The sequence below is a fragment of the Mesorhizobium sp. LNHC232B00 genome (genome assembly GCF_000502435.1).
Classification (GTDB): Bacteria; Pseudomonadota; Alphaproteobacteria; order Rhizobiales; family Rhizobiaceae; genus Mesorhizobium; species Mesorhizobium opportunistum.
In genome coordinates this window covers 320,001-337,204 of sequence record NZ_AYWP01000002.1, presented here as the reverse complement: position 1 = coordinate 337,204, position 17,204 = coordinate 320,001, and the positions used below count along the sequence as shown (strand labels likewise).

13 protein-coding genes, 1 tRNA gene, 2 rRNA genes and 1 pseudogene (1 of these 17 only partly in view) are annotated in these 17,204 nt (G+C 63.2%); 8 read left to right on the top strand and 9 right to left on the bottom strand.

The genetic code is table 11. From position 1 onward, the window contains the following. Positions 1–217 precede the first annotated feature (217 nt). The 5 genes and pseudogenes from X743_RS164895 (at position 218) to X743_RS164910 (ending at position 4,331) form a co-directional block, all read left to right on the top strand. Positions 218–1,204, top strand: coding sequence for an ABC transporter permease (locus X743_RS164895; protein ID WP_023763954.1), 987 nt, complete (start codon positions 218–220; stop codon positions 1,202–1,204). Then, positions 1,201–2,036: pseudogene (locus X743_RS01000000168595) on the top strand (ABC transporter permease). Before X743_RS164895 ends, X743_RS01000000168595 begins: the two are co-directional and overlap by 4 nt. Next, entirely contained in the window at positions 2,033–3,046 is a 1,014-nt protein-coding gene (locus tag X743_RS164900) for an ABC transporter ATP-binding protein (protein WP_023763953.1), read from the top strand. Before X743_RS01000000168595 ends, X743_RS164900 begins: the two are co-directional and overlap by 4 nt. After that, positions 3,043–3,828 carry a dipeptide/oligopeptide/nickel ABC transporter ATP-binding protein gene (locus X743_RS164905; RefSeq protein ID WP_023763952.1) on the top strand — a complete coding sequence of 262 codons (786 nt, stop codon included), beginning with the start codon at positions 3,043–3,045 and terminating at the stop codon, positions 3,826–3,828. The genes X743_RS164900 and X743_RS164905 overlap by 4 nt, the downstream gene beginning before the upstream one ends. Then, a complete protein-coding gene (locus X743_RS164910) occupies positions 3,825–4,331 on the top strand; it encodes an L-2-amino-thiazoline-4-carboxylic acid hydrolase (protein ID WP_013892891.1) in 507 nt (168 codons plus the stop codon). Before X743_RS164905 ends, X743_RS164910 begins: the two co-directional genes overlap by 4 nt. Positions 4,332–4,453: 122 nt before the next feature. Here the strand turns inward: X743_RS164910 and X743_RS164915 are convergent, their stop codons facing one another. The 4 genes from X743_RS164915 to X743_RS164930 all read right to left on the bottom strand — a co-directional run bounded on the left by X743_RS164915 (position 4,454) and on the right by X743_RS164930 (position 8,669). Next, on the bottom strand, positions 4,454–5,209 hold the full coding sequence (locus X743_RS164915; RefSeq protein ID WP_023763951.1) for an ATP-binding cassette domain-containing protein: 756 nt from the start codon (positions 5,207–5,209) through the stop codon (positions 4,454–4,456). Next, the gene (locus X743_RS164920) at positions 5,202–6,263 is read right to left on the bottom strand and encodes a ribose ABC transporter (protein WP_023763950.1); all 1,062 of its coding nucleotides are present in this window, start codon (positions 6,261–6,263) and stop codon (positions 5,202–5,204) included. The genes X743_RS164915 and X743_RS164920 overlap by 8 nt, the downstream gene beginning before the upstream one ends. A gap of 97 nt (positions 6,264–6,360) precedes the next feature. Continuing rightward, positions 6,361–7,338 carry an ABC transporter substrate-binding protein gene (locus X743_RS164925; RefSeq protein ID WP_023763949.1) on the bottom strand — a complete coding sequence of 326 codons (978 nt, stop codon included), beginning with the start codon at positions 7,336–7,338 and terminating at the stop codon, positions 6,361–6,363. Positions 7,339–7,763: 425 nt separating this feature from the next. Beyond that, positions 7,764–8,669 carry a sugar-binding domain-containing protein gene (locus X743_RS164930; RefSeq protein ID WP_023763948.1) on the bottom strand — a complete coding sequence of 302 codons (906 nt, stop codon included), beginning with the start codon at positions 8,667–8,669 and terminating at the stop codon, positions 7,764–7,766. Between the two features lie 287 nt (positions 8,670–8,956). Here X743_RS164930 and X743_RS164935 point away from each other — a divergent pair, with 287 nt between their 5' ends. Together X743_RS164935 and X743_RS164940 are read left to right on the top strand one after the other, a co-directional pair. After that, positions 8,957–9,865 carry a tagatose-bisphosphate aldolase gene (locus X743_RS164935; protein WP_023763947.1) on the top strand — a complete coding sequence of 303 codons (909 nt, stop codon included), beginning with the start codon at positions 8,957–8,959 and terminating at the stop codon, positions 9,863–9,865. Between the two features lie 74 nt (positions 9,866–9,939). Beyond that, positions 9,940–11,409: an ROK family protein gene (locus X743_RS164940; protein WP_023763946.1), complete on the top strand. Its 1,470-nt coding sequence runs from the start codon at positions 9,940–9,942 to the stop codon at positions 11,407–11,409. A 22-nt stretch (positions 11,410–11,431) separates the two neighbouring features. Here the strand turns inward: X743_RS164940 and X743_RS164945 are convergent, their stop codons facing one another. After that, positions 11,432–12,043 (bottom strand): NAD(P)-dependent oxidoreductase, encoded by a 612-nt coding sequence (locus X743_RS164945; protein WP_023763945.1) that lies wholly within the window; start codon positions 12,041–12,043, stop codon positions 11,432–11,434. Between the two features lie 38 nt (positions 12,044–12,081). After that, complete coding sequence (locus X743_RS164950) at positions 12,082–12,720, bottom strand: DsbA family protein (protein ID WP_023763944.1); 639 nt, start codon at positions 12,718–12,720, stop codon at positions 12,082–12,084. A 136-nt stretch (positions 12,721–12,856) separates the two neighbouring features. On the opposite strand from X743_RS164950, the gene X743_RS164955 reads away from it, so the two are divergent. Then, on the top strand, positions 12,857–13,774 hold the full coding sequence (locus X743_RS164955) for a LysR family transcriptional regulator (protein WP_023763943.1): 918 nt from the start codon (positions 12,857–12,859) through the stop codon (positions 13,772–13,774). Between the two features lie 146 nt (positions 13,775–13,920). On the opposite strand, the gene X743_RS164960 is transcribed toward X743_RS164955, so the two are convergent. The 3 genes from X743_RS164960 to X743_RS164970 all read right to left on the bottom strand — a co-directional run. Next, a tRNA-Met gene (locus tag X743_RS164960) sits at positions 13,921–13,997 on the bottom strand. Positions 13,998–14,219: 222 nt separating this feature from the next. Beyond that, positions 14,220–14,334, bottom strand: a 5S ribosomal RNA gene (gene rrf / locus X743_RS164965). 277 nt (positions 14,335–14,611) lie between these two features. Then, positions 14,612–17,204: ribosomal RNA gene (locus tag X743_RS164970) — 23S ribosomal RNA — on the bottom strand; it runs 229 nt beyond the window's last position.

Here is a 17,204-nt window from a genome sequence, read left to right as displayed (position 1 = left end):
TTGAGTTCTACGAGGCCCCCCTCTGTCCTACCGGACATCTCCCCCTCAAGGGGGGAGATTGGCCGCTTGTCTGCCCCGCGAATTCTTCAACGTTGGAGATTGGCGAAGCCAAAAGAGACAGCCGATCTCCCCCCTTGAGGGGGAGATGTCCGGCAGGACAGAGGGGGGTGCCTAGGCGCGGTCCTAACCAACGTATCGCCAACCCATCGACGCCCCCATGACCCGCGCCCTTACCCTCCTCCGCCGCCGTCTCGTCGGCAGCATCTTCGTGCTGCTGATCGTCGTCATCGGCACGTTCCTTTTGCTCGAGGCCGCCCCCGGCGATGCCGTCGACGCCTACATCGTCTCGACCGGCGGCGACGCCGGCATGATCGAATTGCTGCGTCATCGCTGGGGTCTCGACCAGTCGGAGCTGACGCGGCTGGCCAATTATCTCTGGGCGTTGCTGCATCTCGACCTCGGCCAGTCGCTGACCTTCTCCAGGCCGATCCGCGACGTCATCCTCGAGCGCCTGCCCAACACGCTGCTGCTGATGGTCAGCGCCACCGCGCTCTCCTTCGGGCTCGGCTCGGCGCTCGGCATCTATGCCGGCGCGAGACCCGGGAGTTTGCGCGACCGCTTCCTGTCGATCGGCTCGCTGGCACTTTATGCCGTGCCCGGTTTCTGGCTCGGCCTGGTGCTGATCGTTGTCTTTGCCGTCGACCTGCGCTGGCTGCCGATCGGCGGCATCGAAACCCTGGCCTCGGACAAGACCGGCCTCGACCGCGCCGCCGACATCGCCGTCCATCTCGTCCTGCCGGTTTCCGCTCTCGGCTTCATCTATCTCGCGCTCTATCTGCGCATGATGCGTGCCGGCATGGCCGAAGTCTGGCGGCAGGATTTTGTCCTGGCCGCCCGCGCCAGGGGGCTTTCGCGCCGCCGCATCGTGCTCGCCCACATTGCCCGCAATGCGCTGCTGCCGCTGGTCACCATGCTCGGCCTGCAGTCGGCGCAGATGCTCGGCGGCAGCGTCGTCATCGAGAGCGTCTTCTCCGTGCCCGGCCTCGGCCGGCTGGCGCAGGAAGCCGTGGCCGCGCGTGACACACCCCTGCTGCTCGGCATCATCCTCGTCAGCGCCGTGCTGGTCATCTTGATTAACCTCCTCGTCGACATCGCCTATGCCTTCCTCGATCCGCGCGTCGGCGCCAGCGAGGCCGGCGCGTGAACCCGCTTCGCCGCTTTCTGCGGAGGCCTGAGGCCGTCGCCGGCGCCATCCTTCTGGCGGCGCTGATCGCCATGGCGCTGTCGGCACCGCTGCTGTTTTCCGGTGATCCGCAAGCNAAGCCATTGCCGGGCAGCCGCTGCTGCCGCCGTTCCAGGACTGGTCGCTGCCGCTCGGCACCGACCGGCTCGGCCGCGACGTGCTGGCCGAGCTTTTCCACGGCGCCCGCACCTCGCTCGCCGTCGGGCTTGCGGCGGCGACGGCGGCACTGGCCATCGGCGCAGTGGTCGGCACTTTGGCCGGCTTTGCCGGCGGCCTCGTCGACGAGGTGCTGATGCGCATCACCGACGCCTTCCAGACCGTGCCGGGCTTCCTGCTGGCTCTGGCCTTCGTCAGTGTCGTCGGGCCATCGCGCGGCGTCGTCGTGATCGCCATCGCGCTCGGCACCTGGACCGGGCCTGCCCGTATCGCCCGCGCGGAAGTTCTCTCCATTCGCGAGCGCGACTATGTCGCCAGCGCCCGCGCTGTCGGCATGCATCCGCTCGAAATCGCCTTTCGCGAAGTGCTGCCCAACGCCCTGCCGCCGGTGCTGGCGATGTCGTCGGTGATCGTCGCCGCCGCCATCCTCACCGAGGCAGCCTTGTCGTTTCTAGGCCTCGGCGACCCCAACCGGGTCACCTGGGGCGGCATGATCGCCGAAGGCCGCGCTGTTTTGCGCACCGCGCCCTTCCTGTCCATCGTTCCTGGCATAGCGCTGGTGCTGACGGTACTCGGGGTCTATCTCGCCGGTGAAGGCATCGTCGAGACGACGGCAATCAGGAGAGGCCTGTCGTGACCGCACTCGCAGCGATCCGCGACTTGACGGTCACCTACCGCCGCGACGGCGGCGAGGTCGCGGCGTTGAAGCACATCAGCCTCGATATCGTCGCCGGCGAGCGCCTGGCCATCATCGGCGAAAGCGGATCCGGCAAGAGCACACTGGCGCTGGCTATTGCGGGGTTGTTGCCGGGGTCTGCCAAGATTGAAGGAAAGATCGATTGGTTCCTACCGTCGACGTTGGGCGCCAGGGCACCCCCCTCTGTCCTGCCGGACATCTCCCCCTCAAGGGGGGAGATTGGCAGGTTCGCTGTCGGCAGATTTCCCGCAACGCTGGTGATTGGCGAAGGCAGAGATGAGAGCGCAATCTCCCCCCTAGAGGGGGAGATGTCCGGCAGGACAGAGGGGGGCCTCGTAGAGCACAGGCCGCAAAAGCTCTTCACCAGATCAAGTCACCCTCCTCTCGGCGGCCGCGATATCGGCTTCGTCTTCCAGGACCCATCCGCCAGCCTCGACCCCGTTATGCCAATCGGCAAACAAATCGCCGAAGTCGCCCGCACCCATCTCGGCCTCACCTGGCCACAGGCATACACGCAAGCAAAAACCCTGCTCGAACGCGTCCGGCTGCCCGATCCTGACTCGGCCCTGCGAGCCTTCCCGCACCAGCTCTCCGGCGGCCAGAAGCAGCGCGTGGCAATTGCCGCCGCCATCGCCGCGGGACCGAAATTGCTGATCGCCGACGAGGCGACCAGCGCGCTCGACACCATCGTGCAGGCCGACATCGTCGCCCTGATCCGCCGGCTGGTGGCCGAGGACGGCATGACGCTGCTGTTCATCAGCCACGACATCGCGCTTGCCGCGGAGCTTGCCGAGCGCATCGCCGTGTTCCGCCATGGCCAGTTGGTCGAACTTGGCCCGACGCCACGGATTATCAACGCCCGGGCCGAGGCCTATACGCGCACGCTCCTTGATGCCCACATCGGACTTGATGCCGAACCATTGTTGAACCGAAGCGGGCGCCACGCATGAGCCTGCTCACGGTATCCAGCCTCACCAAACACTATCGTCGCGGCGGCAAGACAGTTGCCGCCGTGGACGATGTCTCTTTTCGCATCGAGCCGGGCGAAACGCTGGCGCTCGCCGGCCCTTCCGGCAGCGGCAAGTCGACAATCGCGCGGCTGGTGCTGCGGTTGATCGAGCCGGATGCCGGCCGCATCGAATTCGAAGGCAATGACTTCCTGGCTTTTGGTGGCGCCGCGCTGCGAGCGCATCGCGCGCGCCTGCAAATGGTGTTCCAGGATCCGCTGGCCGCCTTCAATCCACGCGCCACGGTGGCGCGGGTGCTCGACGATCCCTTGCGCATCCATCGCATTGCCTCGCGCGCCGAGCGGCCCTACCGCATCGCCGCCTTGCTCGAACGCGTAGGGCTGGCAGCGGATCTTGCCGCGCGCGCCATCCACGAAATCTCCGGCGGCCAGCGGCAGCGCGTCGCCATCGCGCGCGCCATCGCCACGAAACCGTCGCTGATCGTGCTCGACGAAGCGGTGTCGGCGCTCGACGTCTCCGTGCGCGGGCAGATCCTTGATCTTTTGCTCGACCTGCAAAGGCAGGAACGGATCGCCTTTCTCTTCATTTCACATGATCTCGGCGTGGTCCGCGCGATCGCTCAGCGCGTCATCCTCCTCGACGCTGGGCGAATTGCCGAGAGCGGCGACGCCCGTGCCGTCATCGACGCACCGCAATCGGCCATCGGCAAGGCCCTGGTGGCCGCCGCGCCAAAACTCAAGAGAACCGCACAGGACGCATCATGACAGACCCCGTAGCCAGAGCCGAGAAACTGTCGCGCGAACTCGATTCCGCCTTCCGCAACCGCGCCGATCTCTACCGTCTGTTCCTCGACGAACTGACCGGAGAACTCGGCGCCGAAAAGGCCGAGGCGGTCATGATCCGAACCATCGAGCAGCGCGGCAAGGAAGTGGCTGCAGCCGCCTTCGCCAGCTTCGGCGCCAACGACGCGCGCGCCATCGGCGAGGCCTTCCTGGCGGTCAGCCCGGATGGCGGCCTGATGTACCCGACCGATGTCGAGCGCGGCGATGACCGCATCGCCTTCAAGGTGAAGCGCTGCCCGCTCAAGGACGCCTGGGTCGAGGCCGGAGTCGGTGACGAAAAGCTCGCCACGCTCTGCCGCATCGCCGGCGCCTTCGACCGCGGCCTGTTCGAGGCGACGGGCGTGCGTTTCGACAATGTCACCTGGACGCCGGGCCACGGCCCAGGCTGCTGCCACATCGCGCTGACCAATCGCGATGCCGGCTAGAGCAATTCCAGGAAAAGTGTGACATGGTTTTCCCGGGAAAAGCGCGTAGCGCTTTCCCTTGGGAATTGCGTAAAAACAAAGAGATAGAGCGGGTCGCCGTTTCCGTGAAACGGTGAAATGCTCTAGCCGCCGACCATCAGCCTGACGACTTCGTCATGGTTAGTCTCGGAGATTTTGCGCTCGCCGGCCTGGATGCCGCGTCGCAACACCACGATGCGGTCCGAGACGGCAAAGATGTCCTGCAGATTGTGCGAGATGAAGATCACCCCGCGCCCCTGCGCCTTGAGCTGGTGGATGAGCGAAATCACCTTGCGCTGCTCCGGCACGCCAAGGGCTGCGGTCGGCTCGTCCATGATCAGTATCTGCGCATCCCAGTAGACGGCGCGGCCGATGGCGACGGCCTGGCGTTGGCCGCCGGAGAAGTTGCTGACCGGGGCTTCTAGCCGGCTGACGTGGAAATCCAGCCGCCCCATCGTCTCCTTGGCCGCCGTGGCCATTGCCTTGCGGTCGAGCACCGGCAGGAAGCCGAACGCCTTGCGCATCGGTTCGCGGCCAAGGAAGATGTTGGCGCCGATCGACAGATTGTCGGCAAGCGCGAGGTCCTGGTAGATCGTCTCGATGCCCTTTTCGCGCGCCTCCTGCGGCGTCGCGAACGTCACCGGCTGACCCCTGAGCAGGATTTCGCCGCCGGTCGGCTGGAACACGCCCGATATCGCCTTGATCAACGTCGTCTTGCCGGCGCCATTGTCGCCGGCGAGCGCCACCACTTCACCCGGCCGCACGGCCATCGAGAAGTCGTTTAGCGCCCGCACGGCACCGAAGTGCTTGGACAGGTTGCGGACTTCCAGCAGGGGTGCGTTCTGGTTGGTGCTATTCATCCTGACGGGCTCCACTGAACCGGCGCTGCGCCTGGTCGATGAGAACGGAAATGATGATGACGATGCCGACGGCGATGAATTGCCAGAACGGCTCGACATTGACGAAGACCAGTCCGTACTGGATGACCGCGATCACCAGCGCGCCGGCGACCGTGCCGAAGATGGTGCCGGAGCCGCCGAACAGGCTGGCGCCGCCGATCACCACGGCCGCGACGCTATCGAGCAGCAAAGGCTCGCCGGCTTGCGCGGCACCCGCGGTAAACCGCGCGGCATAGAGCGCGCCGCCAAGGCCGGCGCACATCGCCGACAGCACATAGAGCCGAAGGATGTGGCCCCTGATGTCGATGCCGGCGCGCCGCGCCGCCTGCACGTTGGCGCCGATGGCATAATTGTGCTGGCCGAACCGGGTCTGGCTGAGCAGATAGTGCATCACGACGACGAAGACGGCGGCGATCATCACCAGATAGGGGACGCCATGGAACTTGCCGTTGCCGAGCAGCGCGAACCACGAATTTTGCACCGGCACCGTCGTGCCCCCGGCGAGCAGGAAGGCGGCACCGCGCGCGACGCCGAACATGCCAAGCGTGCCGATGAAAGGCGGAACCCTGAGGCGCGAGATCAGCAAGCCGTTGATGACGCCCGGCACGCCGGCAACAATGACCGCGGCAAGGATGCCTGCCAGCATCGCCAGCGGCAAGGGAATGGCCGCGCCCGCCATGTTGGTGGCATGCGCGGCGATGACGGCGGCCAGCCCCATGATGAAGCCGAGCGACAGGTCGATGCCGCCCGAGATGATGACGAAGGTCTGCCCTGTCGCCAAGAGCAGCGGCGCCACGGCGAAGATCGCGATGGACTGCAGGTTGAACGGATTGAGCACGAAGGTCGCGCCGAAGTCGGTCCTCGACCATATCTCAAAGCAGATGATCAGGCCGGCAAGGAACAGCCAGGCGCGCGCCTCCGCTATGCGTGCGATCCAGTTCCTGGCCGGATCGCCGTGATCGGCCTGAGGGGCGACATGCTTCTCGGCCGGCTGGGCTGGTGATGTGGAGGTCATGGATACTCCGCGGCTGCCATCAAAAAAGGTCCCGCCTCCGGCGTGGACCCGGCACGGGCTCCTCCCGGCGGACCGGGAAGAGCCGGGCTCGTCTGGACTACTCGGAGTAGAGATACTTCGAGATGTTCGGATCCGCGATGTTGGACTTGTCCATGATCGTGAAGCCGGTGCCGATCGTGACCGGAATCGACTGGCCGGTCAGGTGGGCATAGGCCGAAACGACTCCGTAATAGCCGATCTCGGCGGGATGCTGGGCGATCGCCACGTCCACCAGGCCGGTGTTGATGTTGTCGACGATGCTGGTCGGAGCATCGAAGGCGACCACCTTGACGGTTCCCGTCTGTCCGGCCTGCTTGACGCCATTGGCCGCGCCCAGCGCCGAGAACAAATTGGCGCCGAACACGCCGACCAGGTCCGGATTGCGCGCGAACACGGCCTGCAGTTGCGAGGCCGCCTTGTTGGCATCGTCGTCGTTGAACTGGGTCTCCAGCACGGTGATGCCCGCATGCTTGGCCATCTCCTTCTTGAAGCCCTCTTCACGCTGGTCGGTGGTCGAGATGCCAGGCTTGACGTTCGAGACATAGACCTTGCCCTTGTCGCCAACGGCGGTGGCCAGCGCGCGAGCGGCAATCTCGCCGCCGAGCACATTGTCCGAGGCGATGTAGGACAGCGGGAAATCCGCGTCACCCGCGCCGGTCTGGTAGGCGCCGTTGCCGATGAAGGTGTCGACGGTGATGACCGGAATGCCGGCTTCATTGGCCTTGCGCAGCGGCTCGACCAGCTGAACCTTGTCGGTCGGCGCGATCAGGATCGCGTCAGGCTTCTTGGCGATGACCGCATCGAGCACCGGCACCTGGGTGACTGGGTTGAATTCCGGCGCGCCCTGGAAAACCAGGTTTACGCCAAGCGCATCGGCAGCCGCCTGGGCGCCTTTGCGCATGGTGATGTAGAAACCATCGGTAGTGAGGCCCGGAATGAGCGCAATGGTGTATTTCTTGTCCTGCGCCTGCGCGGGCGCGATCAGCACCGTCGCAGTGACGGCAAGCGCCGCGAGCGCGGCAACAATCTTCTTCATGACATCCTCCTCATTGTTGGCAGATCTGCCGTTGCAAGTGACATTGGAATGGCCGCTGTCCACTAGGGGACAAGGCGGCTTAAACGCCTGTTTGCCGTCACGGGCAGCTTTCCTCCCAAGCGCCCTCCAGTCGATATGTCAGCCGGTCAGCCAGACCGGCGCACTTGGCCACAGCCCCATTCCCCTGCCTCCGCGAGGTCCGGCAAACTATGCCCCCGCCGCGCCTTGCTGGCGGGCATCCTGACTTGTAACACTTTGCAGAAATAAATTGCAACTCGGTTTTTCCGAGCTTGCAGCGCCGGGTTTTTCACACCGTACGACATCCGACTGCTCCGTGGAGCCCCAGCAAACTATTGCCCGCGCCTCTCGGCGACACAACTTGTTTTCGCAGCCGGCTCCATCCCGCCGCCAATGTCCTGCCGATCCTATCGCTGCGCAAGCGCCGCGAGTATGGCCTGCGCCGTCTTCGTATCGGTGACCAGCGTGTTGATCAGCCCTGCGCGAGCCGCGCCGATGATTGCCGTCGCCTTCTCTGGCGATGCGGCAAGGCCGATCACCTGCGGCACGGCGCGAAGCTGTGCCGGCGACATGGCGATCATCCGGCTCTCCCCTTCCCACGCGATCGGCTGCCCCTCGACATCGAAATAATGCCGAAGCACATCACCGGCCGCATGGACCAACGCCTGCTCGCTCGGCGTGGCGGCACTTGCCTCCGGCGCATTGATGGCATGCGGCAGGCCAATACCGACGATCGCGATGTCGGTCTTCTCCCACAAGGCGACGGCGTCGCGGATGGCGACATCGCGCAGGAAGACATCCCGCAACTCCGTGGACGGCAGATAGGGTGCATGGATGAAGTGCGGCGTGCCGCCGAACTCCTCGGCGGCAAGCCGCACGAACTCATTGACCTGAAAATGCGCCGCGTGCTGCTGCATGCCGCCGGTGGCGGCGACGGTGAGCACGCCCGGTATGCGCGGCAGGCCGGCCCGGATCACTTCGCGCACGGCGCGCCCCCAGCCGATGGCGACCACGGAGCCTGCCACCAGTTGCGCCTGCCTGAGCAGCCCGCCAAGCGGTGCCGCCAGCGCCGCCAGCGTGCCTGCCGCCGGCGTCTCGACCACCGCGGCATCCCGCAGTTTCAACCCGTCGATCAACTGCCTGGTGATGTCCTCCGGCGTCGCCAGATCGAGAACCTCGATACGCACGATCCCTTCTGTCCGCGCCCGCTGCAGCAGGCGCGAAATCGTCGCGGTGGAGACACCGAGCTGCCGCGCGATGTCGACCTGCGACATCTCCTCCAAATAGTGCAGCTTGGCGACCGTGTGCAGCAATGTCCGCGACGCGGTCGCATCCTGGATGGAGGGAACAGACAGCTTGCAATTCCTTTCAGCAACGTGTTACACACGTATACGCCGATGGGAGTTATCGCGCAAATCCAGCCAACTCGCAACGTGGGGCCGTTTCCATGCGGCAATGCCGGCGGGCACGGTTTTCGAGAGCGGACGGCGCACCACGCGGCAAAAAATCTCCCGCCGGCAAAGGCGGGCAGAACTGAACATTGTTGTTTCCACGGGATCCGCGCCGTCGGTAAGACGGCGCCAACATCGGACTGAAGATCATGACGAAGATGACCACCGCGGAGCTGCGCGGCTACCAGCAGATATGCGGCAAGGACGGGGCCATGGTGGCCATCGCCTGCGACCAGCGCGGCGGCATGCGGACCTTGCTGGCATCGGATCCGGTAGAACAGGCCAGGATCACCAACGACATGCTCGGCGACACCAAGGCTGACATCACGCGCTACCTCGCCAGTGCTGCATCCTGCGTGCTGCTCGACCCGCTCTGCGCGGTGCCGCGCATCGTCGACGAGGGCGTCTTGAACCGCGATACGGCACTGCTCATCGGCCTCGACGCCTCCGGTTTTGACGTCTCGCCCGAAGGCTACCGGCTGTCACGCCTGGTTCCAGGCATCGATGCGCGCCGTGTCCGCGCCCTGGGCGGCACCGGCGGCAAAATCATGGTGTATCTGCGGGCCGACAAGCCGCAAGCCAACGAACACAACATCGCCATCCTGCGCCAGTGCATCGCCGATTTCGGCAAGGAGGACCTGCTGCTGGTCGTCGAGTTCCTGACCTATCCGCTCGAAGGCGAAAGCCCCGAGGACTATGCGGCCAGGACGCCATGGCTTGTCGAGGAAGGCACCAGAATCTCGCTGGAATGCGGCGCCAAGGTGCTGAAGCTTCCCTATCCCGGCACGCCCGAAGCCTGTGCCAACATCACCCGAATGGCCGGCGAGGTGCCATGGGCGGTGCTTTCGGCCGGCGTCAACCACGCAACATTCCTCGGCCAGGTCGAGATCGCCATGCAGAACGGCGCCTCGGGCGTCATCGCCGGCCGTTCGCTGTGGAAAGACTGCATCTCCCTCGACCGTGACATCCAGCGAGAAAGGCTTAAGACCATCGCAGTGCCGCGACTGCGTGAGATCCAGGCCGTGATCGGGCACTACCGGCAAAAAGCCGCTGCCTGACAATTGCGTTTGGACTAGAGCTGTTCCAGCAAAAGTGTGAAGCGGTTTTGCGTCCGGAATTTGCGGAAAAACAGATGCAGGACGTCATGCCCCTCAGCATAGGGATCGATATAGGCGGCACCAATCTGCGTGCCGCCCGCGTCTCCGGGACCGGTGAAATCCTCAAGCGCGTTTCCGAAAAAAGCGCGCCCGACCCGGAGCTGGTGCTTGGCCGCATCGCCGACATGGTGCGCCTTCTCGACACGCCCGATGTGAAGGCCATCGGCGTCGGCGTCCCCGGCCGTGTCGATGCGCGGCGCGGCGCCGTCCTGTCGGGTGGCTACGTCAACCTCGCTTCGGTTGCGCTGGCGCAGCGCCTGGAAGACATGACAGGCAAGCCCGTCATCATCGACAACGACTGCAACATGGCGTTGGCCGCCGAGATGGCGCTCGGCGCCGGGCGCGGCCATGACAACATCGTCATGTTCACCATAGGCACCGGCATTGGTGGCGCCATCGCTCAAGATCGCCTGATTACGCGTGGCTCGGCAACGGCGGGCCAGCTTGGCCACATCACCGTCGATGTCGACGGCGAGGTTTGCGCCTGCGGCCGGCGCGGCTGCGTCGAGACCACCAGTTCAGGCACCGCGCTCGGCCGCCACATTGCGCGCGCCGGGCTCGGCGCCGACATTTCTGTCGATCAGCTTTTTGCCCGCGATGCGGCCGGCGACATCCAGGCGCGCGGCATACTCGACGCCTGGGCGAGACCGTTGCGTGCCGCCATCGACACGGCCGTTGCCGTGCTCGATCCCGACATGGTGCTGCTTGGCGGCGGCCTTGGCCGGGCAGCACATACAGCACTCGGCCGAGCGCCGGCGCTGGCGCCCTGGTATCAATGCCCGGTGAAACCCGCGCAGCTCGGCGACGACGCCGGCGTGATCGGCGCTGGCCTCCAGGCACTCGCCATGGAACCGGGCACAGGTCCGGTTCCGCGCTTGGCCCAGTCCAGCCACGCCAGGCGTGCCGTGCTCGTCAACGGCATTCCCGCAAGCGGCAAGAGCACCGTCTCGCGCGGCATCGCCGACCGCATGGGATGGCCGTTGCTCGCGCTCGACACGATCAAGAATCCGTTCCTCGAAGTGCTTGGCGGCGGCGACCGCGAATTCAACCGCACGCTCGGCCGCGCCAGCTATCAGGCGATCTGGTCGGCCGTCGGCGAAGCTCCGGCAGGCAGCACCTTTGTCATCGATGCCTGGTTCGGCTTTCAGCCGCGTGAAGTTCTTGAGGACTATCTGCGAAAAGCTGGGGTCGAACAGACCGTCGAAATCTGGTGCCACGCGCCCGGCGAGGTCCTTGCCGAGCGCTATGGCGCCCGGCTCGACCAGCGCCCCGCTGGCCATCCCGGTGCCGCCTATATCCCCGAACTGATCGAGCTCGCCAAGCGTGCCGAACCGCTGCGGCGCGGACCGCTCTTCGACGTCGACACGACAAAACCGATCGACTTCGATGCCATCACGGCATGGCTGCGAGCGGTCATGGCCGCCCGCTTGGATGTACCTGGCTGAACCAGGACGTCAGTCAGTTTGATCAATAGCCGACCGTAAAACGCTGCCTGACATGCGCAGGCTTCTCGATCTCGTCGACCATGACGATGGCGTAGTCCTCGAAGGAGATGCTGCTGCCCTTGTCCGAGGCGAGGAGCGTGTCCTTGCCGAGGCGGAATTTGCCGGTGCGCTCGCCAGGGATGAACATGGCGGACGGCGACAGGAACGTCCAGTCGAGATCGCCGACGGTCTTCAACTTGTCGAGGAAGTCGGCGCCCTTCTGTGCCTCGGCCTTGTAGATTGCAGGGAATTCGGGGGTATCGACCAGACGCTTGCCTGGCGCGACCTCGAGGCTGCCGGCGCCGCCGACAACGAGGTAGCGCTTCACACCGGAAGCACGCACCGCCGCGATCAGCGTGTCGGCGTCGCTGTCCAGAAAATGCACCGAGCTGATCACCACGTCATGGCCGCGGATCAGGTCGGCGAGAGCTTGGCTGTCGAAGACATCCCCCTTCCTGGCCGTGACGCCGGGCAGCGCAGCGATCTTTTCCGGGTGTCGCGCAATGCCGGTGACTGTATGGCCACGATCCGAGAGTTCCTTGAGGATGCGCGAACCGACGGCGCCCGATGCACCGATGAGAGCGACTTTTGCCATGTCTTTTTCCGTTCCTTGCTGGGGTTAGTTGGGAGAGATCACGCCGCCGCGATATGGGCGACAAGATTGTCGAAGCTGCCGAACAGTGCGTTCGAACCGATGAGCCGGGGCGCGTCGTTGCGGATGACCGCGAGCGAAGGCACGCCGTCGGCATGAAGGCGCTCGAACAGCGTTCGGCCTTGGCCGACGAGTTCGCGGTGCGCCTTCATCAGCCGTTCCGTCGGCGACTGCAGCAGGCCGGCAGCATCCGCCATGCCGGCGGCGGCAAGCACTTCTGCGACACCGTCGATCGTCACGATATCCCTGCCATCGACATAACGCGCCCGCTGGATCGCCTTCAGCGCCGTCAGCCGGCCGCCGGGACGTTCCAGGCCAGCAGCGCTGATGCCGAGCGTGGCGGCATGGGAATCGAGCAAGGTGCCACGGACATCGAGGACATCGCGCCGATAGGCCTGCGTGAACTTCTGCCCGGTCAGGCGCTCGATGCGCTGGTCGTTCGCCCAGGCGTGGGCAGCGAAAGCTTCATCCATCGGCCGCGCCCCTGCGCCGGAGAACAGGCCGGTCGGCAGCAGTTCGATGCGCACGCCGCTGGCCGACAGCCTGTCAAGCATCGGGGAGGCGCCGTAGCACCAGCCGCAGAGCGGATCGAAAAGATAGGTCACGTCCGGATTGCTCACGATCATACTGTCCTTGCTGTGGGCATCGGGTGCGGCCCACCGGAATGTGCTGGCAATATGTGGCAGACGGCGACCTTGCGATAAACCAGAGCCAATAATACAAACTGTCCGATCAAATCAGACAAAGGCAGGTCATATGGCCGAGCTTCTGAATCTCAATCGGCTCGTCTACTTCACCACGGTCATGGAGACCGGCTCGTTCACCGTGGCGGGGGACCGGCTGGGCGTAGCCAAGGCCGTGGTCAGCCACCAGATCGGCAAGCTTGAGGAAGAATTGGGCGCAACGCTCATGCGGCGTACGACGCGGCGTGTCACGCCGACAGAAGAGGGGCGCCTCTTCTATGACCGCGCGATCATCATCCTGCGCGAGGCAGAGGCAGCCTATGGCGAGATCTCGCACGGGGCGGTCGAGCCCGCCGGAATGCTGAGGCTGACTGCCCCGCTCGACTATGGCGCTAAGGTGGTCGCGCCGGTGATGGCCGCCTATCTGAAGACCTATCCACAGATGCGCGTCGAGGCGATCTTCGACGACGCGGTGAGCAATCTGGTGGACGAGCAGATCGACCTCGGCATCCGCGTCGGCTGGCTTGCCGATTCCTCCAACCAGGCACGGCGCCTGGGCACGATACGGCAGATCGTGGTGGCAAGCCCGGCCTTTGCCGCAAGCCTGCCATCCGACGTCGGTCCGCACCAGGCAAGATCGCTGGCCTGGGTCGGCAACGCGCAGCTGCGCGGCATCGGCCAATGGCTGTTTTCCAGGGATGGGGAAACGGTGCTGACCGAACTCAATCCGGTCATCATGTGCGACAAGAGCCCGGCCGCCCTGGCCTGTGTGCTTGCCGGCATCGGGCTGGGCATATTCCCGGACTACAGTGTCAATGACGATATCGCCGAGGGACGGCTGGTGCCGGTGTTCGCCGGCTGGACCTTGCCGACCGGCGGTATCCACGCGGTCTTCCCGCCCGCCCGCTTCCGGCCCGCCAAGGTACGCGCCTTCGTCGACTTGCTGGCGGCGGCCGAGAGAAAGCGCGCGCGTCGCCTCGAAACGGCATGATGCCGCCGGGCGCGCGACATTGTCAGCAAGAACTTACATTCGCGCGCGGAGCCGTGCCGTTCGATTGCCGGCGAGAGGCACTCCTCATTGTCTGGAACTTGCCGCCAGACATGCAAACGGCCCGCTTGAGCGGGCCGTTTTAGGTTTGGTTGCGGGGACAGGATTTGAACCTGTGACCTTCAGGTTATGAGCCTGACGAGCTACCGGGCTGCTCCACCCCGCGTCAACCCTCAGCAAGCGTTTTGCTTGCTGATCTAAGCAAGCGTTTGCCTGCTTTGGACGTAAGCCGATGCCTATGACTAGGATGGCTTACAAATAGATAGCTGGCTCACCAAATGAAAGGGCCGCTTTCGCGGCCCGTGGTTTCCCGATTGGCGGGCCATGTTCGTAAAGAGAAGATTTCACTGACATCCGGTTGGATGTGAGTTCAACGTGCGTTTGGCAGACCTGGCAGCGACCTACTCTCCCGCGTCTTGAGACGAAGTACCATCAGCGCTGGAGCGTTTCACGGCCGAGTTCGGAATGGGATCGGGTGCAGCCGCTCCGCCATAACCACCAGGTCGGCAAAACGCACGTTGTTTTCGAGAAGCTGGGTTAGGGATTAGGCAGCAGGGAATAGTGAGTAGGGGATACCCGCTCGCTATTGGCTTGTGCCGTTTGCCCGTCTTTCCGTGCCAATGGCGACGTTCATTGCAGGGCGCCCCGGGCGTAAGCCCGCAAGCGCGACTGCGCGTCGCCGGCTTTCCGGCGCCCTCGCGGAGCACAGGCCCCAGAGGGGCCGCTCATGCGTGAGCGCTGGCCAGAACATCGTGTTCACGATGAGCATAAGGAATGAGAACGATCAAGCCGATCGAACTATTAGTACCGGTAAGCTTCAAGCGTTGCCGCTCTTCCACACCCGGCCTATCAACGTGGTCGTCTTCCACGGTTCTCAGGGAATACTCGTTTTAAGGTGGGTTTCCCGCTTAGATGCCTTCAGCGGTTATCCCGTCCGGATATAGCTACCCTGCTATGCGGCTGGCGCCACAACAGGTCCACCAGAGATCCGTCCATCCCGGTCCTCTCGTACTAGGGACAGATCCTTTCAATATTCCTACACCCACGGCAGATAGGGACCGAACTGTCTCACGACGTTCTGAACCCAACTCACGTACCGCTTTAAATGGCGAACAGCCATACCCTTGGGACCTGCTCCAGCCCCAGGATGCGATGAGTCGACATCGAGGTGCCAAACAACCCCGTCGATATGGACTCTTGGGGGTCATCAGCCTGTTATCCCCGGCGTACCTTTTATCCGTTGAGCGATGGCCCTTCCACGCGGGACCACCGGATCACTATGACCGACTTTCGTCTCTGCTCGACTTGTCAGTCTCGCAGTCAGGCAGGCTTATGCCATTGCACTCAGCGAACGATTTCCGACCGTTCTGAGCCCACCATCGCGCGCCTCCGTTACTCTTTAGGAGGCGACCGCCCCAGTCAAACTACCCACCATACATTGTCCCGGACCCGGATAACGGGCCGCGGTTAGACATCCATAGTAATAAGGGTGGTATTTCAAGGGTGGCTCCACCTGAGCTGGCGCCCAGGTTTCAAAGCCTACCACCTATCCTACACATGCCACTACGAATGCCAATGTAAAGCTATAGTAAAGGTGCACGGGGTCTTTCCGTCTAACCGCAGGAACCCCGCATCTTCACGGGGAATTCAATTTCACTGAGTCTATGCTGGAGACAGCGGGGAAGTCGTTACGCCATTCGTGCAGGTCGGAACTTACCCGACAAGGAATTTCGCTACCTTAGGACCGTTATAGTTACGGCCGCCGTTTACTGGGGCTTCGATTCAGAGCTTGCACCCCTCCTCTTAACCTTCCAGCACCGGGCAGGCGTCAGACCCTATACGTCGTCTTGCGACTTCGCAGAGCCCTGTGTTTTTGATAAACAGTCGCTACCCCCTGGTCTGTGCCACCCTCCTCCACTTGCGTGGAAAAGGGTCACGCTTCTTCCGAAGTTACGCGTGCAATTTGCCGAGTTCCTTCAGCATAGTTCTCTCAAGCGCCTTGGTATACTCTACCAGACCACCAGTGTCGGTTTCGGGTACGGTTTATAAGGAGGAGCTATTTCCTGGAACCACGCAGCAGCCCGTTCAATCCGATAAGATTGGACTACCTCAATGATCCGTCACTACCTCCAAGCCCACGAATATTAACGTGGTTCCCATCGACTACGCGTTTCCGCCTCGTCTTAGGGGCCGGCTAACCCTGCTCAGATTAGCTTTAAGCAGGAACCCTTGGTCTTTCGGCGGGGGAGTCTCTCACTCCCCTTACGTTACTCATGTCAGCATTCGCACTTCTGATACCTCCACCACCCCTCACGGGTATGGCTTCATCAGCTTACAGAACGCTCCGCTACCGCTTGGCCCTTGCGGACCAAACCCTAAGCTTCGGTGTATGGCTTTAGCCCCGTTACATTTTCGGCGCAAAGACCCTTATTTAGACCAGTGAGCTGTTACGCTTTCTTTAAATGATGGCTGCTTCTAAGCCAACATCCTGGTTGTTTTGGGATCCTCACATCCTTTCCCACTTAGCCATAACTTGGGGACCTTAGCTGTAGGTCAGGGTTGTTTCCCTTTTCACGACGGACGTTAGCACCCGCCGTGTGTCTGCCGACTAGTACTCCCAGGTATTCGGAGTTTGGTTAGGTTTGGTAATCCGGTGAGGACCCCTAGCCCATCCAGTGCTCTACCCCCTGGGGTATTCGGTCGACGCTCTACCTAAATAGATTTCGCGGAGAACCAGCTATTTCCGAGTTTGATTGGCCTTTCACCCCTAGCCACAAGTCATCCCGAACTATTGCAACAGTTATGGGTTCGGTCCTCCAGTAAGTGTTACCTTACCTTCAACCTGCTCATGGCTAGATCACTCGGTTTCGGGTCTAATGCGACGAACTGAACGCCCTGTTCAGACTCGCTTTCGCTGCGCCTACACCTAGCGGTTTAAGCTTGCTCGTCACACTAAGTCGCTGACCCATTATACAAAAGGTACGTGGTCACCCAGGACGAACCTTGGGCTTCCACTGTTTGTAGGCAATCGGTTTCAGGTACTCTTTCACTCCCCTTGTCGGGGTGCTTTTCACCTTTCCCTCACGGTACTAGTTCGCTATCGGTCATGCACGAGTACTTAGGCTTGGAGGGTGGTCCCCCCAATTTCAGACAGGATTTCACGTGTCCCGCCTTACTCGAGGACGATTGATTGCATTACGCGTACGGGGCTGTCACCCACTATGGCCCTACTTTCCAGAAGGTTCCGCTTGTCTCTCAATCGCCACTGGCCTGGTCCGGGTTCGCTCGCCACTACTTCCGGAGTCTCGGTTGATGTCCTTTCCTACGGGTACTTAGATGTTTCAGTTCCCCGCGTTCGCCACTTTATCCCTAT